A 24,602-nucleotide genomic window follows, 5' to 3' on the forward strand; every position below is an offset into this window, starting at 1 on the left:
GGCTGGTTTTGGGAGTACTTGGCTGGCTTAGTCGTCCGAGTAGTCCGGGGACCAGCGGTAGAAGTTAAGGGACAGGTACAGGGCAAGGGCTGCGGAGTTGGTGGAGTCGACCTTGAGGGCAACATTGTGCCGCCCTTCATTGAACAAAGTATCCATGGTGGCAAGGACAAGTTCCTCAGCCAGACCGCGGCGGCGGTGATTGCGGTCGGTGATCAGCTCAATGATGAACGGGGCATCGGGTGCGCCTTCGCCGGTGAAGTGATCCACCACCAGCACTGCGGCCACGATTTCGCCGTCGTCATTCAGCGCCACATGGGAGGCTTCGTGGAGCACCTGGCCGTACTTTCCCTCCATGGCGGAACGCATGTTGGTCATGGCCGCGGACAGGTTTTCACCCGCACCGGCAGCGCCTGCATCGTAGGCACTGTAGTACAGCTCGCCAAGACGTTGCAGATCGGTGTCCTGCACGGTCCGTGATGCTGTTTTGAGCTCACGTTCCAAGGGGTTGGTTTTGGCGATGAGGGTGACCATGTCAGTCATGGAACGCTCCTTAAAGTTGTTGTGGCGCCAGCAGCGAGTCCGGACCAAAGGCGTTAAGCCAATGCTAGACGCCTGTGTGCGTTGTCAGCTATCTACTTCATAACGTTTCCTGCACACATGCCATGCAGAACAAGTGCCGGCTGCTGCGGATGGCCCAAGCGGCGGGTAGTTTCCGCGTGGAGTTGAGCGTACACTTAAATCTAATCGAATATATGTACTAATACGAATGGATCATCCGGAACATGCCATGCGGTTCAGGCAGTTGGGTGGGGATGGAACGCGCACATGGGCATCTTCAGTGAGGGCATTGAGGTGGTGAGTTCCCCTGATGGGGAACTTGTGCAGCTGTCCTGGCCTGGTGCGTGCTACTCCATTGAGCCACACCCCCTGTGCTGGTATGAGCGTCGTTCCTGGTGGGAGAGTGAATCCCGCGTCCCTCCTGGTGAAGGGGCGGGGCTCGTGGACTTGCAGATGTGGCGGTTGCAGGTTCGGCGCGCAGGAATGGATGACGAGCTGACTCTTGATGTAGTCCATCATCTCCCAGCCGGACCTTGGCGGGTTATAAAGATTTATGACGCGGTGGAGGAAGTGTTCGAACGGGAGGAGTTGGCAGACGGTGCGTAACTTTGTCCATTTGCATAGCTCATCCGCCTTCAGCGCCCACTTTGGCGTGTCCTGGCCGGAGGAATTGGCGCGGGTTGCTGCAGCAGACGGCGACGCACTGGCCGTCACGGACAGGGACGGCCTCTATGGGGCAGTCAAACATGTGAAGGCGTGCATGGCTGCCGGCATTGACCCCATCATTGGCGTTGACCTGGCTGTGGTGGAAGAGGGACCCCATGGGCTGATGGAGACGGGACGTGTGGTGGTACTCGCCCACGGCGGGGCATTCCTGCCGCCGGGAACCGGTTATGCCGCACTGTGCCGGCTGATCTCAGCCGCGCACAGTTGCACTCCCGTGGGACTTACGTTGGACAAGCTGGCCGCCAGAGTGCTGGACCCGGAATCCGGGAAACCGGCGTTAACAGTGATGCTTGGCCCGGCGTCTCCTGTGGGTAGGTCGCTCCACGGGCGCAAGTACCTCCTGCCGCGCACAAAATTCCTGCAATGGCACAACGCCATGCCTGCCGGCTCCATGGTCGTGGAAATTCTCAGCCACCTCAGCGCACCCGGTGCCCCGTTAAGTACGACCCATGCTGTGCGGATGCTCAAGCTGGCGCAGGAGTTCAACGTCCCGGCAGTGCTGAGCAATGCCGCCCGCTATGCCCATGCAGAAGACGCCCCCACGGCGGATGTCCTGGATGCGGCACGGCTGGTGATGCCGCTGGGAGAACTCCACGAGCTGCAGCCCACGGGACAAGCCTGGCTCAAAAGTGCTGCCCAGATGCGTGCCGTAGCCAAGGAAATTGTGTACCAGGGAGGCTACGGCAAGGCCGAGTTGAGTCAACTATGGGCCAACACCTCCCAGCTGGCGGACAAATGCAGGCTTGATCCGAGCGCCGACTTGGGCTGGAAACAACCAACAACCCCTGAATTGGATGTGCTGGGCTTGACGCGCCCTGCCAGCGTGGAACTGCGCCAACGCAGCGAAGCAGGGCTTACACGGCGCTTTGGCAATCTCAACGGAACAAAGCTGCAAACTGTGCGCAACAGGCTTGAGACGGAGCTGGCCACGATTGGCGGCTTGGGTTTTGACTCCTATTTTCTTACCGTGGCAGAAGTTTCTGACATGATCCACACCATGGGGGTGCGCCGGGCGGCCAGGGGTTCAGGAGCTTCCTCGCTAGTCAACTACCTGCTGGGTATCAGCGCCGTGGACCCCATCGCCAATGATCTGCTCTTTGAAAGGTTTCTCTCCGCTGACAGGTCCACCCTGCCAGACATTGACCTGGATGTGGAAAGTGCCGAACGCCACAATGTGTACCGGGGCATCTTTGCGCGCTTTGGTCCCCAGCGGGTGACTTTGATGAGCATGCAAAACAGCTACCGTGCCCGCGGCGCCGTCAGGGATGCCGGTATGGCATTGGGCATGGACAGGGGAGAGATCGACCAGATAGCCAAACAGCTGTGGCGTTTTTCGGCAGGCTCCTTCAGGGAAGCACTGGAGGAAAAGCCCGAGCTGCGGGATCTGGCCACCCAGGTCCGCGACTCCCGCCAGTCAGGGACAGGCGGCCAGCTTGATCTGCTGGTGGACCTCACCGAACGTCTTGACAGCCTGCCCCGGCATATTTCCATGCACCCTTGCGGGGTTATTTTGGGAGACTCGGGGCTGCTTAACCGCACCCCTGTGCAGCCCAGCGGCATGGGGCTGCCCATGAGCCAGTTCGATAAACACGACATGGACGCCATGGGCATGCTCAAACTTGATGTCCTGGGCGTACGCATGCAAAGCGCCATGGCGTATGCGGTGCGGGAGATCATCCGCCTGCACCCGTCGCGGGAAGCCGTCGCTGCGGAGGGTGGGCACGCCCTTGGCGCCCCCTTCATCAGCGAGCATGGAGGTATTGACCTTGACGCCGTCCCGTTCGACGACGAACCCACCTTTGAGTTGATCCGCAGCACCCATACGCTGGGCTGTTTTCAAATCGAATCTCCGGGCCAGCGTGAGCTTGTGGGAAAGATGGCCCCCACTGAATTCAGTGACCTCATTATCGACATCTCCTTGTTTCGGCCCGGACCCATGAAATCAAACATGGTCAAACCATTCTTGGAAAGTCGGGCGGGCTTCTCGCTGGCACACTATGCCCACGCCGATCTCATACCTGTGTTGGAAGAAACCCATGGTGTCACGGTCTTCCATGAACAGGTGCTGCGCACTCTCAGCACCATGACAGGGTGCACCCTGTCCAGAGCCGACGAGTTCAGGCGGGGGCTGGGGAAGCCTGCGGTTGAACCCACAGTGGAAAAGTACTTCAGGGATCAGGCCGCCAGCCGCGGCTACAGCCAAGCTGTTATTGAGGAAGTGTGGGGGACTCTGGCGGCGTTTGGCAGTTTTGGTTTCTGCAAAGCCCACGGGGCAGCCTTCGCCGTGCCCACCTACCAATCTGCCTGGTTGAAAGCGCATCACCCGGCCGAGTTCATGGCCGGGCTGTGGGAACACGACCCCGGCATGTACCCGCGCCGTCTGCTCGTGGCAGAAGCACGACGCATGGGAATCCCCATTCTGCCCCTTGACATCAACGCCAGCAGCGGTGAGTACCGTGCCGAACGCACCGAGGACAACGTGACAGGCGTCCGGCTGAGCCTGGCCGGGGTGTACGGGCTCTCCGGCACCGAGCTCAGGCGCATCCTTGCCGGCCAGCCCTACAACTCCCTGGCTGAGCTGCGCGACAGGGGAAGGCTGAGCCGCCCCACCCTGAAGCGGCTGGCTCAATTAGGAGCACTTGACTCTTTGCACCGCCGGGCAAAACAGAGCACAGGGAACACCGCCAACCGTGCCGACCTCATTGCCCACGTGAACAGCCTGCCGGTCCACAAGGCCAACAAACGCAATGAACCCATTGCCGGGCAGCTTGCCCTGCCCATGGAAGATGTGGAACTGGGTGCGCTCGCAGCCAAACACCCTGCAGCGGGGCTGGCCGAGACTGTGCGCACCGAACTGGATTTGCTCTCCGTTGACGTGAGCGGGCACTTGATGGAAAGTTACGCACCACTGCTGGCCAAGCTTGGTGTCAGCCAAGCTGAACAGTTGTTGGGTCTGCGCAACAACACCGAAGTTATGGTGGCAGGGGTGCGGGTGGCCACCCAAACACCGCCCATGCGCGGAGGCAAAAGGGTGGTGTTTATTAGCATTGACGACGGCACCGGATGTGTTGACACCACCTTCTTCAGCGAGGCGCAGGAAAAGTCCGGGCCGCTACTTTTTGGTACCCGCATGCTACTGATTCGCGGTGTGACACGGCGCACCGGCCCGCGAGGCATCACAGTGCAGGCGTTGGAGGCCTGGGATCTGCAGAACTCGGAGCTGCTGCCGGAGCTGTTGAGCAAGTAGAAGGAGCAAGTAGAAGGAGTAGAGAAGGCGTAGAGAGAACGGGAAAAGTGAAACCGCGGGAAAATCCAGTGCCAGCACGGATGTAGTCAGCCACCAGCCCGCACATACTGGATGGCGAGGGATCCAACGGCCCTGCAACGGGCAGATCCGCCACGATCCCACGGAAGCTGCCATGACACCCACGTCGGAATTCCTTGCCGCAGCCTTTGCCGGATTGGGCACCGGACTGGTGTTGATCGTTGCCATTGGCGTGCAGAACGCCCTTGTGTTGCGTGAAGGAATTCGCGGCGAATACGTTGGCATGGTCATTTTGGTGTGTTTGTTCAGCGACGTAGTTCTTATCTGGACCGGTGTTGCAGGGGTCGGCGAAATGGTACAAGCAATGCCGGCGGCAGCCACAGTGGCAAAGGTCGGCGGGGCCGGATACCTGCTGGCCTATGCGGCCCTGACAGCAAAGAGAACGTTGCGTATGGGAACAGCGCTGCCATTCAGCACAGGAGCAAACTCAACACGACGAATGGCACTGGCCGGGATCCTGGCTGCTACCTGGCTCAACCCAAACGTGTACTTTGACGTGCTTTTGCTTGGATCCCTGGCCAGCGTCCATGGCGAACTGCGCTGGGGCCTCGGGGTGGGGACCATCGGAGCGAGCGCGCTGTGGTTCATCTCCCTGGGGTACGGGGCCGCTTTGCTGCGCCCCATCTTCGCCCGCCCGCGGGCCTGGCAGGTCATGGATGCGCTGACTGCGGTGGTCATGACGGCTCTGGGCATTGCGGTGGCCACACGGGCCTGACCCGCCCTTAACCAAGCTGACCGTGCTGACTGTGCTGAAGGGGCCCGTGTTGGAGGGGCCCGTGCAGAGCAGATACCATCAAAGAGGCCCACAGCAACCCCCGTATGTTGCTTGGACATGGGGCCGCACAGGACAAATCAAGGAGTAAGACGTGCCAGTGGATTCACAAGTCACCATCAAGGTCGAGGGTAACGAGACCGCGGTGGCCACAGGCACCACTGGTGCGGAACTTTTCTTTGAACGCCGCGACGTTGTTGTCATGCGCGTGGACGGGGTCTTGAAGGACCTTTCGGCCGTGCTTGAGGCCGGTGCCGCCGTCGAGCCTGTCACCATCGATTCCCCCGATGGACTGGACGTGCTGCGCCACTCCACCGCTCACGTCATGGCCCAGGCCGTGCAGCAACTGCGCCCCGACGCGAAGCTCGGGATCGGCCCGTACATCACCGACGGCTTCTACTTTGACTTCGATGTGGCTGAGCCCTTCACGCCTGAGGATCTGAAGGTCCTTGAGAAGATGATGCTCAAGATCGTCAACCAGAACCAAAAGTTCGCCCGCCGCGTCGTTACCGAGGACCAGGCTCGCGAAGCCATGGCCAACGAACCCTACAAGCTGGAACTGCTGGGCAAGGCATCCGAGGCAGACTCCGCCGGCGAAGGCGTGAATGTTGAGGTCGGTGCAGGGGAGATCACCATCTATGACAACGTGGACCGCAAATCCGGGGACCTTCTCTGGTGCGATCTGTGCCGCGGCCCGCACCTGCAAAACACGAAGCTGATCTCCAACGCCTTCGCCCTGACCCGCACCTCCGCCGCGTACTGGCTGGGCAACCAGAACAACCAGCAGCTGCAGCGCATCTACGGCACGGCGTGGCCCACCAAGGATGCCCTGAAGGCCTACCAGGAGCGCATCGCAGAAGCTGAGCGCCGCGACCACCGCAAGCTCGGCGTCGAGCTTGATCTGTTCTCCTTCCCCGACGAGCTGGGCTCCGGCCTGCCGGTTTTCCACCCCAAGGGCGGCATCATCCGCAAAGAGATGGAAGACTACTCCCGCAAGCGGCACGTCGAGGCCGGCTACGAGTTCGTCTATACCCCGCACATCACCAAGGCCAACCTGTATGAGGTTTCCGGCCACCTTGACTGGTACAAGGACGGCATGTTCCCGCCCATGCACGTGGACGCGGAGCTCAATGAAGACGGCACGGTGCGCAAGCCCGGCCAGGACTACTACCTCAAACCGATGAACTGCCCCATGCACAACCTGATCTTCCGTTCGCGCGGACGCTCCTACCGTGAACTGCCGCTGCGTCTCTTTGAATTCGGGTCCGTCTACCGCTACGAAAAGTCGGGTGTGGTCCACGGCCTCACCCGCGTTCGCGGCATGACACAGGACGACGCGCACATCTACTGCACCAAGGAGCAGATGAAGGATGAGCTCACCGAAACGCTAAACTTTGTGCTGTCCCTGCTCAAGGACTACGGCCTGGATGACTTCTACCTGGAGCTCTCCACCAAGGATCCGGAAAAGTTTGTCGGCGATGACGCCGTCTGGGAGGAAGCCACCCAAACCCTGGCCGAGGTGGCCGAGGCGTCGGGACTGGAACTCGTTTCAGACCCGGGCGGAGCCGCGTTCTACGGCCCGAAGATCTCCGTGCAGGCCAAGGATGCGCTGGGACGCACCTGGCAGATGTCCACCATCCAGCTGGACTTCAACCTGCCCGAACGCTTCGAGCTTGAATACCAGGCAGCGGACGGCACCCGCCAGCGCCCCGTCATGATCCACCGCGCCCTGTTTGGCTCGGTGGAGCGCTTCATGGGTGTACTGACCGAGCACTACGCGGGCGCGTTCCCGGCATGGCTCTCACCCGTGCAGGTGGTGGCCATCCCGGTGGCGGAGGCGTTCAATGACTACATGTTCGACGTCGTCGCCAAGCTGAAGCAGGCTGGCATCCGTGCCGAGGTGGATATTTCAAGCGACCGCTTCCCGAAGAAGATCCGCACGGCCAGCAAGGACAAGGTCCCGTTTGTGCTGATCGCCGGCGGGGACGACGCCGACGCGAACGCAGTGTCCTTCCGCTTCCGCGACGGCAGCCAGGACAACGGCGTGGCCGTCGATGACGCGGTGGCCCGCATTGTTGAGGCAGTTAGGAACCGCACGGCGTGAGTGAATTTGGTGGGGCGCCCAAGCCTGTTTCAGTCGATGACTTTGAACTCCCGGGGGTTCCAGATGCCTTCCAACGACTCTGGACGCCCCACCGGCTCGCCTATGTCAAGGGTGGCCAGGACCAATTCTCAGGCAAGCATAACTGTCCGTTTTGCGAAGCGCCCGGGCGCAGTGACGAAGAGTCCCTGATTGTCCGCCGCGGCGAATTGGCCTACGTTGTCCTGAACCTGTACCCGTACAACCCAGGCCATTTACTGGTGTGTCCCTACCGGCACGTGCCCGACTACAGCGACTTGACGGTGGCTGAAACGGCCGAGTTTGCCGCGCTGTCCCAGCAGGCCATGCGTGTGTTGCGCCAGGTAGCGAACCCTTCCGGCTTCAACCTGGGCATGAATCAGGGTGTCACGGGTGGGGCTGGCATTGCCGCGCACCTGCACCAGCACATTGTGCCCCGGTGGGGTGGGGACGGAAACTTCATGCCCATCATCGCCGGCACCAAAGCCATCACGCAGACACTGGGCGACGTCCGCGAACAGGTGTCCGCAGCCTGGGCAAACGCGAGTTCAGGCACGACGGCGGCGGACATGCCTGCAGGCACGACGGCAGCGCAGGCCCCTACAGCGCAGGCCCCTATACAGGGGGAGCCCGATGCTTAACAAGTACGCCCGCGCGCTCTTTGCCGCCATCTTCACCCCCGTAGCCGCACTGCTGGTGCGGCTGAAGGTTTCACCGGACGCCGTCACGATCATCGGCACGCTCGGTGTGGCGGCAGGTGCCTTGATCGGATACCCCCTCGGTCAGTTGTTTTGGGGCACGGTGGTCATCACCGTCTTCGTCTTCTCCGACATCATCGACGGGCTCATGGCCCGGATGCTGGGGCGCTCCGGCAGGTGGGGGGCCTTCCTGGACTCCACCCTTGACCGGGTGGGTGACGGCGCCGTGTTCGCCGGTATTGTTGTATGGTTCTACACCGGCGGCAACAACCACTTCATTGCGGCCATGGCACTGACCTGCTTGGTGTTGGGCTCCATTGTCTCCTATGCCAAGGCACGTGCCGAAGGTCTGGGAATGACGGCTAACGTGGGCATTGCTGAGCGCTCCGACAGGCTTGTGGTGGTGCTGGTGGCGACCGGGCTGGTAGGTCTGGGCATCCCGGAAGCCGTGCTCGCCGTCGTACTTGTGCTGCTCGCACTGGCCAGCCTGGTGACCGTGTTCCAGCGCATTGGTACTGTGCGCCGCCAAGCCCACGACGCCAACCTCACGCAGGGGCAGTAGAAGACGGGCAGTAACACCTGTTTTTTGGCCACTGCCACCCCGGATTAGAATGGCGATACCCGTGTGAGACATCACGTTTACGGGCTTAGAAAATATCGTTCCTTCCAGAGGGGTTTTTGTGTCTACACCCGATGTAACACCGGTAACCGGCAGCAGCCGCGTCAAGCGAGGCATGGCGGACATGCTCAAGGGCGGCGTCATCATGGACGTCGTCAACGTTGAACAGGCGAAGATTGCCGAAGACGCCGGCGCCGTGGCCGTCATGGCCTTGGAACGCGTTCCAGCCGACATCCGCGCCCAGGGTGGCGTATCCCGCGCCAGCGACCCGGACATGATCGACGCCATCATCGCCGCCGTGTCCATCCCCGTCATGGCCAAGGCCCGCATTGGGCACTTCGTCGAAGCCCAGGTCCTTGAGTCCTTGGGTGTCGACTACGTGGACGAGTCCGAGGTCCTGACTCCGGCCGACTACGAGCACCACATCGACAAGTGGAATTTCAAGGTTCCCTTCGTCTGTGGCGCCACCAACTTGGGGGAGGCCCTGCGCCGCATCAACGAAGGTGCCGCCATGATCCGCTCCAAGGGTGAAGCAGGCACTGGCGACGTCTCCAACGCCACAGGGCACATGCGCAAGATCCGCACACAGATCGCGCAGTTGGCGGCCCTGCCCAAGGACGAGCTCTACGTTGCCGCCAAGGAACTGGCCGCCCCGTACGAGTTGGTCAAGGAGGTTGCCGCCTCCGGCAAGCTCCCCGTGGTGCTGTTCACGGCAGGCGGCATCGCCACCCCGGCCGACGCCGCCATGATGATGCAGCTTGGGGCCGACGGCGTTTTCGTCGGCTCCGGGATCTTCAAGTCCGGCAACCCCGCCCAGCGCGCGGCAGCCGTGGTCAAGGCCACCACGTTCTTCGACGACCCCAAGGTCATTGCGGACGTCTCTCGCGGTTTGGGTGAGGCCATGGTGGGCATCAACGTCGCTGACATCCCGGAACCGCACCGCCTGGCCGAGCGCGGCTGGTAGCAAGCAGGAACATTAACAACGCCGGCAGTAAACCGGCAGCAATTGGTAGCGGCACCCGGGGCGCGTTTGAACGCGTGCGCCGGGTGCCGCCGTCGTCCTACCGACGCTCCTGCACCTTCCGGCCTCCCCGCCCTGACCCTCGCGCACCTTCCGGGGTTTTCCACCGAACGCTTCCTCACTCTATGATCCTGACCATGCCACAGGCTTTCACCGACCTTCTCGCCTATCCCGTCACGCCACTAACGCACGACGACGAACATGACTTTGGTGCCTTGGCGCGCCTGGTGCGTGAAGCGGCTGGGGCAGGGGTGTCCGGGGTGACTGTTCTTGTTACCTCTGGCGCCGGTGTGGTGTTTGATCGGTGGGAGCGTCGTGCTGTGACGGAGGCTGCTGTTGAAACTCTGGCGCAATTGGGCTTGCCCAGTGTCGCCAAGATTCCGGTGTATTCAGCCATCAGCGCCGCTTCCACCCGCGAAGTGGTACATCTGGCCAAGGATGCTGAGCAGGCAGGAGCCGCCGGACTCTTGCTGTCTCCGTTTTCCTACCTGCCGTTGTCCGACAAGGAAGTTCGGGCACTTTTTGTTCAGGTAGCCGATATTACCAACCTCCCGCTCTGTTTCTACAACAAACCGCTGCAGACGCAATATGACGTGACTGCCGAGACTTTGGGTGTGTTGGCGGAGACTGCCCCTCTGGTAGCCGTGAAGGAATGCATGCGTCGCGACGATGTTGTCGGGAGGATTCAAATATATCGGGATTCCGTGGGCGACGCATTTTCGATTGGACTCAGCGCAGACGTGCAACTTCTCTCGACGCTGCCGGAATCTGACGCATGGCAGACAGGGTTAGCTGCATTGTTGCCTGTTGACTATGTGCGGGTTTGGCGAGATGCCCAGTCCGGCAATCCTCAAGGTCCCAGTTTGGAACGCTTGAGGAGAATAGCCGGCGCACTGGGCGCCGTACCGTCATCTATCGGTGCTCTGCACGCGTGGCTACGATTCTGGGTACGGAGACCGCGGGGCCGCGGGGTCCTTTCGCTCACGCCACGAAGAATGACATGGAAGCCGCACCTGACCTGAGTGAAGTACGTACCGCGAACTAATCCGCGTGCAGGAGCCCTGCTCAATGTGGGCCGAAACGTGCTGGAGTGTCACGGTAAGATGCCCGGAAAGTGCAGGAGCGTCGGTGGGGTGGGCGGGGCTTTACTGCGTTGGGTGGAACCACCAGGTTTGGCCCTTGCCGATGAGTTCGAAGCCGCGCTTCTTGTACAGCTGCTGACCGTCGGGGGTGGCATTGAGCAGCAGGTGTTCGGCCCCGGCGTTGAACGCGGCCTCGGAGAGCTGGTTGAGCATGGCAGTGCCCATGCCCTTGCGGCGATGTTCAGGAGCCACCACCATGTCAAAGATCCCGGCCAGGTGCTTGGTGCCCTGTTCCGGCGGCATATACGCATAGCCGCGCCCGGCCCACTCCTGCTCGCTCGCCGAGGGATCTCCCTGCTGTCCTTGTCCCTCCTGAGCGGTGCCTTCCGGAGCCGTGCCCTCTTGGTCGGGGCTGCGTGCGGTGGCCAGCCAGACCTGATCGGGGACCACGGCTGTGACGCTGACGCGGTCGTCGTGGGCTTGGCTGCCACCGGGCACTGAATCCAGGTCGAGGGAACGTGTCATCCACCATGGCTGCCAGCCAAGTTCAAAGCCATACTGCGGCAGGATGCTCTTCCGGATGGCTGCACTCATCCAGATGCCCACGGCGGTAGCACCACGGCGTTCGGCCTCCGCTAGGACGGGCTCCAGGCCCGTTGCATTGATGTCGGTGGGAAACATGCACAGCATTTCGCGTGTCTCCGGCAGCCAGACCCAGTCCATCTTGTGGGTGGAAAACGATCGTCCGCCTGTCGCCTCCGCCAGTGCCCTGAACCAGGCGTGCTGTGTGCGTTGGCAGTCGGCAAGGGTGACCATGATGATTCTTCCGTTTGTAAATGGGTTGGCTGGATAACTAGTGCTGAATACACGTGGAAAGTTGGCTGCGGCTGGTTAAAGCCGTCAGGCGCGATACGGCCCCGTGAACGGGCGGGGGCCGAGATCGCGCCTGCGCAGGTAGCTATTTTTGCTTGAAGACCAGTGACATGGGGGTGGTTTCCGTGGTCTGCCCCTGCGGGTTGTCACGGAAAATATCCTCCAGAACCGATTTGGACAAGTCGGTGTCATGGCCCAGTGCCACGACACCGAGGTCGTTGGCGTCCATGATGGCGGTTCCGGCAAACGTCGCAGCGAACTCGGTCGGCACGTTGGCGCGGACCATGGCACTGAGCCGGGCCGCCACGCCGTCGGGGTCAATGGGTGCGTACTTCACCGAGTGGGTGGAGGTGCCCACCTGGTAGCCAGCCGCGCCGTCGATCGCGTTGATGTTATGGCCCACCACCTCGTAAAACACGCCCGACTTGCCCTGGAGCTTGCCGACGACCGAACGCGCCGAGGCGTACATGATCCTGGGCAGGCCCACTTCGTCAAGGGCCAGCTGCATTGACCAGGGACTGGCCAGGCCAATGCCGCCGGGGTTACGGGTGACGAACTTGCTGAAGATGCGCGCGGAATTCGAGACCTTGATGTCCCACACCGGGATTGAACGGCCCTGGGTCATGGCCACGATCTTTTCCGACACAAACAAGTACCAGGGGGTGTCCGCCGTCGCTGCGCCGTGGTCCCCGCCCGCCGTCGGGAGTCCGTCAAAGTATCGCTGGACGTACGTCATGACGGCAGGGTCAAAGTCGGTTTCCTTGTAGAAAACCTCCGTGCGCAGCGGGTAGCGGCGGAACGTGCCAGCCGCTGACGGCACGGTGATGTCCAGCGCCTTGTCCGCGTTGGGGATGTAGTCGCTCTTGCCCTCGATGCCAGCCTTGACTTCGGGCTCGTCAAAGAATTCGCGCAGCCACAGCTCGGTGTTGATCAGGCGCCAGAACACCATGGTGGAGCCGGAGCTCTTGCCGCTGAGCAGTTCCTCAAAGGCGTAGATGACGGCGTCCTGGTTCCAGTACGGGCGGGCGCCAAAGGAGCTGGAGAGGAAGATCTCGTAGATCTTTTCCTTCATGTGACCGAACCACTCGGCCTCGGGGGTGGTGAAGCCGATCTTGTTGCGGCGGTTGCTGATCATGTCCGGCAGCAGCTCGCGCGTCGCATCCCGCAGGATGCGCTTGTTCCAGCCACCCTTGATGATGGATTCGTCGTCCAAACTGAACAGGAACTTCACCACTTCCTTGTCGAGGAAGGGCACGCGTCCTTCCAGCGAGAAGCGCATGGTGTTCTTGTCCTCGTAGCGCAGCACCGCCGGCAGCGACTTGTGGAACAGGTCGTCAATGAGGCGCAGCTTCAAGTTGTCCGGGATGTTGGCGAACTTCTCGGACTTGTACTTCGCCGTGAACTTCTTGTTCAACAGCTGCGATATGCCGATTTCCTTCTTCAGCGTGAGCTTGCCCTGGATCCGGAAACGTGCCAGACGGTACAGGATGTCGGAGCTGGAGAGCAGTTCCTTGGCCAGCTTGGCGTTTTGGCCGTTCTTCTTCAACTGGCGAAGGTACGCAAAGTAGTAGGGGATGTAGCCGGCCATCATCTCATCGGCGCCCTGGCCGTCCAGCAGCACCGTAACGTGCTTGGAAGCCTCGCGCATGACCTGATACTGGGCGTACGGACCGGAGGAGATGATGGGCTCCTCCATGGTGCGCACAAAATCTTCCAGATCTTCCACAAATTCACCCGGCTGCGGCAGGATCTTGTGGCTGATGACCTTGCCTTCGCAACGGGCCAGCACGGCGTCGGCGTACTTTTCCTCATCGTTGATCGAGTTCGGGAAGATCGCCGAGAACGTCTGCTGCTTGGCGCCCAGCGAGTCCGTCGCGGCGGCATTCTCGGCCATGAGCTTGTTGATGGTAACCACGACGGCGGACGAGTCCAGTCCGCCTGACAGCGCCGTCCCCACCGGTACTTCAGACTGCAGACGCAGGCGGACACCTTCGGTGAAACGCTCCCGGTATTCGTCAATGACGGCCTGGGAGTATGGGGTTTCGATCTTGGCCAGCTCGGCCAGTTCTTCCTTGAACCGGGTGTAGCTGCTGATGGCCGCTGTCCCGGCCGGACCGGCTTCGGAATCAACAGTATTCAGGACAAGCTTTTCCCCCGGCATGAGCTTGTGCACGCCGGCAAAGAATGTGCTGGGCTCGTCGTCGTGGATTCTGAACTGCAGGTAGCGGAACAGAATGCGCTCGTTGACGCCCTTTTCAATCTTGTTGGCGGCCAACAGCGGCTTGATTTCCGAACCAAAGAGCAGTGTCGGAGCCTCGGTGGTGCCTGCCGTGGCGTAGTACAGCGGCTTGATGCCGAAGTGGTCGCGCGCCAGCACAAGTCGGTTGTTCTTGCGGTCGTGGATGGCCAAGCCAAACATGCCGTTGAACTTATCGAAAGCAGCGTCGCCCCACTCCTCGTAGGACTGCAGCACCACCTCAGTGTCCGAGGCCGTGGTGAAGGAACGGCCCAATGCCTCAAGTTCGGCGCGCAGGTCAAGGTAGTTGTACACCTCGCCGTTGTAGACCAGAACGGTCTCGCCGTCTGCGCTGAACATGGGCTCCTGGCCATGGGCCACGTCAATGATGGAGAGGCGGCGGTGTGCCAGGCCTACGTTGCCATGCGAGTAGAGGCCCTCACCATCGGGGCCGCGGTGCACCATGCACGCATTCATCTGCTGCAATAGGGATTCGTCTTCCCCATAACCGTAGTAACCGGCGATTCCGCACATACTGTAAGTTCCTCGTCTCTGTAGAACATCAGGCCAGCCAACTCTGTAGTGGGCAGTCCTGCCGACAATGCTACTTGCTTGCGGGGCTCTCGTGCCTCACCCCACACGGCGCGTAAACGAAGTTATCAGTGTGAGATTGCGCCCAACTATGATTGAGCAGTGACTTTTGACTCCACTTCCCCTACCTCATCCGGACCTCTCATTGGTGTGCTGGCGCTTCAAGGCGACGTCCGCGAACACGCCAGGGCGCTGGAGGAATGCGGCGCCCGTGTCATTGCCGTGCGGCGTCCCAGTGAACTTGCCAGCGTGGATGGCCTTGTCATCCCGGGTGGAGAGTCCACCACCATGGATAAGCTCAGCCGCATTTTCGGCATGCGCGAGCCGCTGATGGAACGCATCGCCGCCGGAATGCCCGTCTATGGCAGTTGCGCCGGCATGATCATGCTGGCAAAGGAGATCGCCGACCCCGCCACGGACCAGGCCGGGTACCCGCAACAAACGTTGGGCGGGCTGGATATTACCGTCCGGCGCAATGCCTTTGGCCGCCAAGTCGACTCCTTTGAAACGGAACTCGACTTTCACGGCCTCGCTCCGGCGGGGGAACTGGAATCGCCGCTGCATGCAGTGTTCATCCGTGCCCCGTGGGTTGAACGTGTTGGCCCCGAAGTGGAGGTACTTGCGTCGGTGAAACTGCCCGGAGCTGTGCAAAACGATAGGATCGATGCAGAGGTCCGTGCGGTAGCCGTTCGATCGCAGCATTTGCTGGCCACCTCCTTCCATCCGGAAGTGACGGGTGAGCGCCGCATCCACGAACTGTTTATTCGAATGATTAGAGGAGAAGCGTAACTATGTCAGGCCACTCCAAATGGGCAACCACCAAGCACAAGAAGGCCATTCTTGACAGCCGCCGCGCGAAGTCGTTTGCGAAGCTGATCAAGAACATTGAAGTTGCTGCTCGCGGGGGCGGTGCCGACCTGGCCGGCAACCCGGCCCTTGAGCTGGCCGTCACGAAGGCCAAGAAGACGTCAGTTCCGGCGGACAACATTGACCGCGCCATCAAGCGCGGTGCCGGCCTGCTCGGCGAAGCCGTGGACTACCAGACCATCATGTACGAGGGCTACGGCCCGCAGGGCTCTGCCATCTTGATCGAGTGCCTCACCGATAACAAGAACCGTGCGGCCTCTGAAGTGCGTCTTGCTGTAGGCCGCAATGGTGGCAACATGGGGGATCCCGGCTCGGTGGCCTACATGTTCACCCGCAAGGGAATCGTCGGCCTGCCCAAGAACGGGCTCACCGAGGACGATCTCCTCATGGCTGTCCTGGACGCCGGCGCCGAAGAGGTCAAGGATGAGGGCGAGAGCTTCGAAATCATCTCCGAGCCGCAGGACCTGCCGGCCATCCGCGCAGCCCTGGCCGAGGCCGGCATCGAGTACGAGAGCGACGAAGCCGGCTTCGTGCCCTCCATGCAAGTGGAGCTCGATGTGGACAACGCGCGCAAGTTCATGAAGCTTTACGATGCGCTGGAAGACCTTGACGACGTCCAGAACATCTACTCCAATGCCGACATTGGTGCCGACGTCCTCGCAGCCCTCGAAGAGGACTAGACGTGACAAGGACTAGTCACTGCGTGTCATAGGCGTTGACCCGGGCCTGACCCGGTGCGGCATCGGCGTGGTGGACGTTGCCCCCAACCGCACTGCCACCCTCGCAGGGGTCGGGGTAGTGGGCAGCTCACATGAACTCACCCTTGACGCCCGGCTGCTGGTCATCGCGGAAGCGGTAGACCAGTGGCTGGATGCGTTTAAGCCGGACGTTTTGGCCATTGAACGCGTTTTCGCCCAAACGAACCTCAGTACTGTCATGGGTGTGGCACAGGTATCCGGGGTTGTCATGGTGGCAGCGGCCCGGCGCGGCATTCCCGTCGCCATGCACACGCCCTCGGAGGTCAAAGCGGCCGTCACGGGCAACGGCCGCGCCGACAAGGCACTTGTGACGGCCATGGTCACCCGGCTTTTGCGGCTGGATGAGCCCCCGCGCCCGGCCGACGCCGCCGACGCCTTGGCCTTGGCCATAGCCCATGCGTGGCGCAGCGGGGCCGCCTTTTCGGCAGGCTCTGAAAGTTCGACGCCGGCCCAACAGTTGTGGCGTGCAGCCGAAACCAAGTCGAAGGTGACGAAGAACAAGGAAAAGCCCGGAAACGCGTGGCACTAGTTGCTAGTACGTATGTTCGATATACTGGTGGCAGTTTTCCGCTATCCAGGGTGTTTGTCAGGAGCAGTTTTCAATGATCAGTTTTGTCCGTGGACCCGTGGCCCAGCTTTCGCTGGCCCAGGCCGTCATCGACGTCAACGGGGTGGGCATGCTTGTCCATGCCACGCCCAAGACGCTGGGCGGGCTGCGCATGGGGGAGGAGGCTGTTGTCACCACCACCATGATCGTGCGTGAAGACTCCATGACGCTTTATGGTTTTGCCGATGTTGACGAGCGTGAGGTTTTTGAAATCCTGCTTAGTGTCAGCGGCATTGGCGCTCGCCTGGCACTTGCCATCCTGGCGCTGCTGGAACCGGAAACGATCCGCCGCGCGGTGGCGGATGGCGACGGCAAAACGTTCACCAAGGTCCCAGGCGTGGGCCCCAAGGTGGCAGGACGCATCGTGCTGGAACTCAAGGGCAAGCTGGTCCCCACCGGTGCGGCCGTCTCCGCAGCGCCGCAGCCCGTTCCCATGGAGTGGAAGGAACAGGTCGTTGCCGCCATGACAAGCCTGGGCTGGAACGAAAGGGATGCACTGAAGAGCATCGACGCGGCTGTGGCTGCAGAGCCTGAGCTGGCCGAAACCGCCAACGTTCCTGCGATCCTGCGCGCCACGTTGCGCTGGCTGGGGCAGGATAACTCGCGTCAAGGCAGCAGGGTCCACTAAGTCATGGCTGCCATGGACGACGCCGTGCCCCTTCTGCCCGGGCAAATCAGTTTGGGTGGTGGGACGGGCCCGGCACGCCCCGGAGCCGCAGATGTGGTTGCCCCCGCGGTGGAGCCTGAAGAGCGGGAGCTGGAAGCTGCCCTGCGGCCCAAGAATCTTGACGACTTCGTGGGTCAGGAACGGGTACGCAAACAGCTTTCGCTGGTGCTGGCCGCGTCCAGAATTCGTGGCCGCTGTGCCGACCACGTGCTCATGTCCGGCCCGCCCGGCCTCGGCAAGACCACCCTGGCCATGATCATTGCGGCCGAAATGAACGCCCCGCTGCGCATCAGCTCAGGCCCTGCCATTCAGCATGCAGGAGACTTGGCAGCCATCCTGTCCTCACTTTCCGAAGGTGAGGTGCTGTTCCTAGATGAAATTCACCGCATGTCGCGTCCTGCTGAGGAAATGCTGTACATGGCCATGGAGGATTTCCGTGTGGACATCATTGTTGGCAAGGGTGCCGGTGCCACGGCCATTCCACTTGAATTGCCACCCTTCACCCTTGTTGGCGCCACCACCCGGGCGGGTCTGCTCCCTGGACCGTTGAGGGACAGATTCGGTTTCACCGGGCACCTGGAGTTTTATTCAGTGGGAGAACTGGAACTGGTGTTGCGGCGCTCCGCCGGCATGCTCGATCTAAAACTGACCAGCGCCGGGTTTTCCGAAATTGCCGGCCGCTCCCGCGGCACGCCACGCATAGCCAACCGCCTACTGCGGCGGGTGCGGGACTGGGCCCTGGTTCATGGGATTGAATCAATCGATGCACGCACCGCTTCTGCCGCACTGGACATGTATGAAGTGGACGCCAAAGGCCTTGACCGCCTTGACCGTTCCGTACTGGAAGCGCTGGTACACAAGTTCAACGGTGGGCCGGTGGGCTTGTCCACCCTCGCCATCGCCGTGGGGGAGGAAAGCGAAACAGTGGAAACTGTCGCTGAGCCCTTCCTTGTGCGTGAGGGACTGCTGGGAAGAACCCCTCGCGGCCGCATTGCGATGCCCGCAGCCTGGGAGCACTTGGGGCTCAAAATGCCGCGCAACGCCGTCGCAGCCGCCATGTTGCCCTTCGATGAGGATGACGATTCCGATAACTGAGCCCGCCATCCCGCGGTAGTTGGAGCCAGAGTGTGTATTTGTGCGCGATTCTGGGCGTTTTATCATCCGGCGTTCAGCTTTACCCTCTAGACTGGTATGACGCCCGGCACGTTCACCGCATGCCAAGGCATCCAATACTACTTAAACGAATGGAACTCCAGCTGTGTCTTTCAGCAGTATTCTGGCCGCCGACGCCACCCCGCAGGCAGGCTTTTTGAGCCCCATGAACCTTCTTTTGTTCGCCATGTTTGCCGTGCTCATCTTCATGATGATCCGCAAGCAAAAGAAGAGCAAGGCAGTCCAGGAGGAGCGGCGTTCAAAGCTTGCTCCGGGCGTGGAGATCATGACCAACTTTGGCCTCTTCGGCAAGGTTTTGGCCATTGATGAGGATGAAAACAAGATCCTCATGGAAATTTCCCCAGGTACCACTGCCACGGTCCACAAGCAGACGGTGGCCAAGGTCATCGAACCGACTGAGCTCGACGCCGTCGTTCCCGAGGATGCTTCCTCCCTCACGCTCGGTCTGGACAAGCCCGAGCCGTCAGCGGAAACCACTGAGGAAACGCTCCGCCGCCTGAACAACGAACATAACAAAGACAACTAGCCTTATTCGGGTTGGCCGCTGCTGCGAACGAACTTTCCGGGCGCAGCAGCGTAGCCATGTTCACAACGCCCGTGACCAATAGAAGGATCCCTTGATGGCACGAACCGGCCCGACGTCCACAGCACGCAGAACTCTTCTGTGGCTTGCGGCGATCATTATTGCATGCACCTTGGCAGTTGCCGGCGGCGTACTCGCCGGTGCCGCTACTTGGGCGCCAAAGCTGGGCCTTGACCTTGAAGGCGGCACCCAGATGATTCTGGCGCCCAAGGTTGAAGGCGCAGGCAGCATCACCGCCGAACAACTGGACCAGGCTGTGTCCATCATTCGCCAGCGCGTTGATGGATCCGGTGTTTCCGAAGCGCAGATCTCCACTGAGGGCGGGCGCAACGTCGTCGTCAGCATGCCTGGCAAGCCCACTGATGAAGAGCGCAATCTCATCAAGGCCTCGGCCAACATGAACTTCCGCCCCGTCATCGCTGCCACCCAGGGCCCCTCAGGTGCTGTTGCAGAGGCGGACCGGACTCCTGCCGACAAGCTGCCGGTGCCTACTGCGGCCCCACTGAACGCCAGTGACCCCAACTGGGTTGACGCTGCCGTCATGAAGAGCTTTGAGGCCACCAGTTGCATACCACCGCTGACCGAGCGCCCCACCACTTCGGATCCCACCAAGCCGCTGATCAGTTGTGAACCTGATTCCGGTGTGAAGTACATCCTTGGGCCGGTGGAGATTCCCGGCAAGTGGATCAAGACCGCCAGCTACGGGTTGATGTCCGGTGCGCAGGGTGCGACAACCAATGTGTGGTCGGTTCAGCTGACACTGACAAAGCCCGAGGGCGCCGACGCGTTCAAGGAAGTTACCCAGCGTCTGCACACCAAGTACCTGGCGAACGAGAATGACCCACAGGCACGCTTCGCCATTGTGCTCGATGACAGTGTTATTTCCGCACCGGCTTCACTGGCTGCCATCACCGACGGCCAGTCCTCCATCACCGGCAACTTCACTGAAGCCAGTGCAAAGGCGTTGGCAGATCAGCTGAAGTTTGGTTCCCTGCCGCTCAGCTTCGAGATTCAAAGCGAAATCCAGATCTCTGCAACTCTTGGGCTGCAGCAGCTGGAAATGGGTGTCATGGCCGGTTTGATTGGTCTTGGCCTGGTGGTCATCTACTCGCTGTTCCAGTACCGGGCGCTGGGCTTTGTCACCATCCTCTCCCTCATCATTGCCGGTCTCTTGACGTACCTGGCCATCATCTTGCTGGGTTGGGCAGAAAACTACAGGCTGTCCCTCGCAGGTGTGGCGGGCATCATTGTGTCCATTGGCCAGACTGCTGACTCGTTCATTGTTTACTTTGAACGCGTTAGAGACGAGTTACGTGATGGTCGAGGACTGATTGCAGCAGTTGAGAATGGTTGGGGTCGTGCCAAACGCACCATCCTGGCCTCCAAGGCGGTCAACATTTTGGCTTCCCTGGTGCTCTACTTCGTCTCGGTGGGCAGCGTAAAGGGCTTTGCCTTCACCTTGGGCCTGACCGCCGTCGCTGACCTCATCGTGGTCTTCATGTTCACGCACCCGACCCTGCAACTGCTGGCACGGACCAAGTTCTTTGGTGAAGGCCACGCCTTCTCCGGCCTTGACCCGGTCCAGCTGGGCGCAGTTCCGTTGTACCGAGGTGCCGGCCGGTTCCGCACACCGGAAGAAACGCTGGAGGTGGCCAAGGGCAAGAATGCGAGGGCCGCAGGTGAAGCTGAACGCCGCCAGACCATCGCCGAACGCCGTCTTGCCGCCAAGGAACATCAAATGGTGGGCAGCGGCAACCGGAATGCGGATGCTGCAAAACCCGCCGCAAGTGACGACTCGAAGGAGAGCAAGTAATGAAGAGTTTCGCCACTTTTGGAAATGAACTTTACACGGGCGAACGCTCCTACGAGTTCGTCGGCAAACGCAAGATCTGGTTCTCGATCGCTGGCATCGCGGTCCTTCTGTCCATCCTGATCCCGCTGCTCGGCGGCGGTTTCAACTTCGGTATTGAATTCCGCGGCGGTTCACAGTTCACCGTGTCCCAGGTGGCCCACACGGATGTTTCCATCGGGCAGACTGCTGTGTCTGAAGCGGTGCCGGGGACGGTTGCCGTAGTCACCAACATTGCCGGGGACACCATGCAGGTGCAGACCGACAAGCTGACGGATGACCAAACCCTGGCGGTTAAGAACGCACTGAAGACAGCTTACGGGGTGACGGAAGACCACATCACCTCCACGTTCGTTGGACCTACCTGGGGGCAGGACGTCTCCCGGCAGGCCATTATCGGCTTCATCGTGTTCGTGCTGCTGGCCACCGTCTTGATGGCGTTGTACTTCCGCACCTGGCGCATGTCGATCGCGGCAATCGTGGGCCTGCTGGTTGTGATGGTGGTGACTGCGGGAGTGTACGCAGCCTCCAACTTCGAGGTCACGCCGTCGGCCATTATCGGCTTCCTGACGATTCTGAGCTACTCCCTTTATGACACGGTGGTGGTCTTTGACAAGATCAGGGAGAACACTTCGGACATCGTCAAATCCACGCGGCGGACATTCGCCGAAGAGGTGAACCTGGCCGTCAACCAGACGCTGGTGCGCTCCATCAACACCATGATGGTAGCCGTGCTGCCAGTGGGGTCAATTTTGTTCATCGGTGCCTTGCTGCTCGGTGCCGGTACGCTGCGCGACCTGTCACTGGCCTTGTTCATCGGCATTATTGTCAGTACATTCTCCACGATCTTCGTTGCGGCGCCCATGTACTCGAAGCTGCGAGAGCACGAGCCTGAACTCGTCAAGCAGGCCAAGAAAGTGCAGCAACGGCGCGCTGCTGGCAGTGCTGCAACTGTGGAAGTCAGCTAGCAACTCCGCCCGTACTCAAGGGTTGATGTAGGGCCGGGTTGGCATACTAGGTATGCCAACCCGGCCTTTTTGGTTAAAATTCGGTAGCATGCGGCTTAGACTGGTTTCACGCCCTGCTGTGGTGGCAGGTGTCTGGTGAGTGCCCAAGGGAGGTTGTGCGGTGAACGAGAAATCGCCCTTGCACGAGACATTGATGGATGACGGCGGCGATTCTGGAGACGGTGAGGGCAAGCTCCAGTCAGAATCGCCACGTCCCACCTTCCCCGGCCGCCGGGAACGGACCCGCTCACGCCTGACCCGGCTTACCGGCTGGTCCACGGAAAGCTACTCACCCATACTGGAGCCGATGCTGCGCATTGTGCGTGCCAGAAACCCCAAGGAAGACTTTGACCTGATCCAACGGGCCTTCTCCGTGGCGGAAAAATATCACGAGGGTCAGAAGCGCAAGAGCGGGGACCCGTACATTACGCACCCCGTGGCAGTGGCCACCATCTTGGCTGAAATGGGCATGACTGGCAGCACCCTCGCCGCCGCGCTGTTGCATGACACCGTGGAAGACACCACCTACACCCTGGATGAGCTTGAACGCGAGTTCGGCACCGAAATCATGCTGCTCGTGGACGGTGTCACGAAGCTGGACAAGGTGGAGTTTGGTGCGGCCGCCCAGGCTGAAACCGTGCGAAAAATGGTCATTGCCATGGCCAAGGACATCCGCGTCCTCGTCATTAAGCTGGCAGACAGGCTCCACAACGCACGCACTTGGCGATTCGTTTCGGCCGCATCCTCGGGCAAAAAGGCCAGAGAAACCCTCGACATCTTCGCACCACTGGCGCACCGTCTCGGCATGAACGCCATGAAGTGGGAGCTGGAAGAGCTTTCCTTCGCTGCGCTGTACCCCAAGGTGTATGAAGAAATTGTGCGAATGGTCCAAGACCGTTCCCCCGAACGCGAGAAGCAGCTGAGCATCATTCGCCGCGAGATCGTGGAAGTGATGCGGGTCAACAAGCTCAAAGCGGATGTGACAGGGCGGCCAAAGCACTACTACTCCATTTACCAGAAAATGGTGGTGCGCAACAAAGACTTTGATGACATCAACGACCTCATTGGGGTCCGAGTCATTGTCGACACCGTCGGGGACTGTTACGCAGCACTGGGGCAGATCCATGCCCTGTGGAGTCCCCTCGTGGGTCGCTTCAAGGACTACATTGCGCTGCCGAAATTCAACATGTACCAGTCGCTGCACACCACCGTAATTGGCCCCGGCGGCAAGCTGGTGGAGATTCAAATCCGGACACTGGAGATGCACCAGAGAGCCGAATACGGCGTGGCTGCACACTGGAAGTACAAGTCCGGGAACAAAGCCCCCGTCACGGTCCAAGAGGACATGGACTGGTTGCGCACCTTGGTGGACTGGCAGCAGGAGACAAGCGACCCCAATGAGTTCTTGGAGTCCCTGCGCTACGAGATGAACTCCAAGGAAGTGTACGTATACACGCCCAAGGGCAAGGTCATTGCCTTGCCGGAAGGCTCCACTCCGGTGGATTTTGCCTACTCCGTGCACACTGAGGTCGGAAACCGGACCATTGGGGCGCGCGTGAACGGCAAGTTGGTGCCGTTGAACAGCGAGTTGTCCCATGGCGACACCGTGGAGGTTTTCACCAATAAGGCGGAAGGGGCCGGCCCCAGCCAAGACTGGCAGAACTTTGTCAAAAGCGCCCGGGCCAGGAATAAGATCCGGCAGTGGTTCTCCAAGGAACGCCGCGACGAGTCCATTGAAAAGGGCAAGGACCTGCTGACGAAGGCTTTGCGTAAGCAGAACCTTCCCCTGCAAAAGATGATGACTCATGACGCCCTGCTGGCCGTCACCGAGCATTTCCACTACACCGACATTGCCGGACTTTACGCGGCCGTGGGGGATGGGCACACCTCCGCCCAATCCGTTGTGGAGCGCCTCCGGGACTTGCTCGGTGTCAATGAAGGAATTGAAGCGGTGCCGGCGCCACCGCCCACCTCGCACCACCCCGCCAATCGTTCACGCATCTCCGACTCAGGCGTCATTGTTCATGGTGTTGATGACGTGCTGGTGAAGCTGGCCAGGTGCTGCACGCCGGTGCCACCGGATCCGATTGCCGGGTTCGTCACTAAGGGGTCGGGCATTTCAGTGCACCGCCAGGACTGTGTGAACCTGCTGCACTTGAAGAACGAGCCGGACAAGCTGATTGAAGTTGAATGGGCGCCCACGCAGTCAGGGGTGTTCTTGGTCGAGATCCTGGTTGAGGCGCTTGATCGCAAGAGCTTGCTCTCCGACGTGACCCGGGTTTTGTCCGAAAGCCACGTCAATATTTTGGCGGCAAGTGTCAACACCTCGCGTGACCGCGTGGCCGTGTCCAAGTTCGCGTTTGAGATGGGCGACCCCAAGTATCTTGACCATGTGCTGAACTCCGTGCGGCGCATTGACGGCGTGTTCGACGTCTACCGCTCCACGGGTTCGCGCCGCCGCGCCTAAAGGC

20 protein-coding genes are annotated in these 24,602 nt (G+C 60.8%); 17 read left to right on the plus strand and 3 right to left on the minus strand.

Translation table 11 applies throughout. From position 1 onward, the window contains the following. Positions 1-27: 27 nt before the first annotated feature. The gene (locus JMA46_RS03630) at positions 28-540 is read right to left on the minus strand and encodes a GNAT family N-acetyltransferase (protein WP_207343938.1); all 513 of its coding nucleotides are present in this window, start codon (positions 538-540) and stop codon (positions 28-30) included. Between the two features lie 285 nt (positions 541-825). Between JMA46_RS03630 and JMA46_RS03635 the strand changes: the two genes are divergently transcribed. The 8 genes from JMA46_RS03635 (at position 826) to JMA46_RS03670 (ending at position 10,860) form a co-directional block, all read left to right on the plus strand. Further along, complete coding sequence (locus JMA46_RS03635) at positions 826-1,164, plus strand: hypothetical protein (protein ID WP_207343939.1); 339 nt, start codon at positions 826-828, stop codon at positions 1,162-1,164. Continuing rightward, positions 1,112-4,531: a DNA polymerase III subunit alpha gene (gene dnaE / locus JMA46_RS03640; protein ID WP_207343940.1), complete on the plus strand. Its 3,420-nt coding sequence runs from the start codon at positions 1,112-1,114 to the stop codon at positions 4,529-4,531. The genes JMA46_RS03635 and dnaE overlap by 53 nt, the downstream gene beginning before the upstream one ends. A gap of 172 nt (positions 4,532-4,703) precedes the next feature. Further along, the gene (locus JMA46_RS03645; protein ID WP_207343941.1) at positions 4,704-5,324 is read left to right on the plus strand and encodes a LysE family transporter; all 621 of its coding nucleotides are present in this window, start codon (positions 4,704-4,706) and stop codon (positions 5,322-5,324) included. Positions 5,325-5,475: 151 nt separating this feature from the next. Then, a complete protein-coding gene (gene thrS / locus JMA46_RS03650; RefSeq protein WP_207343942.1) occupies positions 5,476-7,485 on the plus strand; it encodes a threonine--tRNA ligase in 2,010 nt (669 codons plus the stop codon). After that, a complete protein-coding gene (locus JMA46_RS03655) occupies positions 7,482-8,141 on the plus strand; it encodes an HIT domain-containing protein (RefSeq protein WP_207343943.1) in 660 nt (219 codons plus the stop codon). Before thrS ends, JMA46_RS03655 begins: the two co-directional genes overlap by 4 nt. Next, the gene (gene pgsA / locus JMA46_RS03660) at positions 8,134-8,760 is read left to right on the plus strand and encodes a phosphatidylinositol phosphate synthase (RefSeq protein ID WP_207343944.1); all 627 of its coding nucleotides are present in this window, start codon (positions 8,134-8,136) and stop codon (positions 8,758-8,760) included. The genes JMA46_RS03655 and pgsA overlap by 8 nt, the downstream gene beginning before the upstream one ends. 118 nt (positions 8,761-8,878) lie before the next feature. After that, positions 8,879-9,781, plus strand: coding sequence for a pyridoxal 5'-phosphate synthase lyase subunit PdxS (pdxS, locus tag JMA46_RS03665; RefSeq protein ID WP_207343945.1), 903 nt, complete (start codon positions 8,879-8,881; stop codon positions 9,779-9,781). Positions 9,782-9,975: 194 nt separating this feature from the next. Further along, positions 9,976-10,860, plus strand: coding sequence for a dihydrodipicolinate synthase family protein (locus JMA46_RS03670; RefSeq protein ID WP_207343946.1), 885 nt, complete (start codon positions 9,976-9,978; stop codon positions 10,858-10,860). A 123-nt stretch (positions 10,861-10,983) separates the two neighbouring features. On the opposite strand, the gene JMA46_RS03675 is transcribed toward JMA46_RS03670, so the two are convergent. Together JMA46_RS03675 and asnB are read right to left on the minus strand one after the other, a co-directional pair. Then, positions 10,984-11,736 (minus strand): GNAT family N-acetyltransferase, encoded by a 753-nt coding sequence (locus JMA46_RS03675; RefSeq protein WP_207343947.1) that lies wholly within the window; start codon positions 11,734-11,736, stop codon positions 10,984-10,986. Positions 11,737-11,878: 142 nt separating this feature from the next. After that, positions 11,879-14,563 carry an asparagine synthase (glutamine-hydrolyzing) gene (asnB, locus tag JMA46_RS03680; protein WP_207343948.1) on the minus strand — a complete coding sequence of 895 codons (2,685 nt, stop codon included), beginning with the start codon at positions 14,561-14,563 and terminating at the stop codon, positions 11,879-11,881. A gap of 159 nt (positions 14,564-14,722) precedes the next feature. Here asnB and pdxT point away from each other — a divergent pair, with 159 nt between their 5' ends. The 9 genes from pdxT to JMA46_RS03725 all read left to right on the plus strand — a co-directional run bounded on the left by pdxT (position 14,723) and on the right by JMA46_RS03725 (position 24,598). Then, positions 14,723-15,409 carry a pyridoxal 5'-phosphate synthase glutaminase subunit PdxT gene (gene pdxT / locus JMA46_RS03685; protein WP_207343949.1) on the plus strand — a complete coding sequence of 229 codons (687 nt, stop codon included), beginning with the start codon at positions 14,723-14,725 and terminating at the stop codon, positions 15,407-15,409. A 2-nt stretch (positions 15,410-15,411) separates the two neighbouring features. After that, on the plus strand, positions 15,412-16,167 hold the full coding sequence (locus JMA46_RS03690) for a YebC/PmpR family DNA-binding transcriptional regulator (RefSeq protein ID WP_207343950.1): 756 nt from the start codon (positions 15,412-15,414) through the stop codon (positions 16,165-16,167). Between the two features lie 19 nt (positions 16,168-16,186). Beyond that, on the plus strand, positions 16,187-16,774 hold the full coding sequence (gene ruvC / locus JMA46_RS03695) for a crossover junction endodeoxyribonuclease RuvC (RefSeq protein ID WP_207344038.1): 588 nt from the start codon (positions 16,187-16,189) through the stop codon (positions 16,772-16,774). A gap of 73 nt (positions 16,775-16,847) precedes the next feature. After that, positions 16,848-17,480, plus strand: a complete 633-nt coding sequence (gene ruvA / locus JMA46_RS03700) for a Holliday junction branch migration protein RuvA (RefSeq protein ID WP_207343951.1) — start codon at positions 16,848-16,850, stop codon at positions 17,478-17,480. 3 nt (positions 17,481-17,483) lie between these two features. Beyond that, positions 17,484-18,614: a Holliday junction branch migration DNA helicase RuvB gene (ruvB, locus tag JMA46_RS03705; RefSeq protein ID WP_247647023.1), complete on the plus strand. Its 1,131-nt coding sequence runs from the start codon at positions 17,484-17,486 to the stop codon at positions 18,612-18,614. Positions 18,615-18,777: 163 nt separating this feature from the next. Further along, the gene (gene yajC / locus JMA46_RS03710; protein ID WP_348770044.1) at positions 18,778-19,218 is read left to right on the plus strand and encodes a preprotein translocase subunit YajC; all 441 of its coding nucleotides are present in this window, start codon (positions 18,778-18,780) and stop codon (positions 19,216-19,218) included. Between the two features lie 94 nt (positions 19,219-19,312). Further along, positions 19,313-21,088, plus strand: coding sequence for a protein translocase subunit SecD (gene secD / locus JMA46_RS03715; protein ID WP_207343952.1), 1,776 nt, complete (start codon positions 19,313-19,315; stop codon positions 21,086-21,088). Beyond that, entirely contained in the window at positions 21,088-22,092 is a 1,005-nt protein-coding gene (gene secF, locus JMA46_RS03720) for a protein translocase subunit SecF (RefSeq protein ID WP_207343953.1), read from the plus strand. The genes secD and secF overlap by 1 nt, the downstream gene beginning before the upstream one ends. Positions 22,093-22,285: 193 nt before the next feature. Beyond that, positions 22,286-24,598 carry a bifunctional (p)ppGpp synthetase/guanosine-3',5'-bis(diphosphate) 3'-pyrophosphohydrolase gene (locus tag JMA46_RS03725; protein WP_207344041.1) on the plus strand — a complete coding sequence of 771 codons (2,313 nt, stop codon included), beginning with the start codon at positions 22,286-22,288 and terminating at the stop codon, positions 24,596-24,598. Positions 24,599-24,602 lie beyond the last annotated feature (4 nt).

It is taken from the genome of Arthrobacter sp. E3, assembly GCF_017353415.1.
GTDB lineage: Bacteria > Actinomycetota > Actinomycetes > Actinomycetales > Micrococcaceae > Specibacter.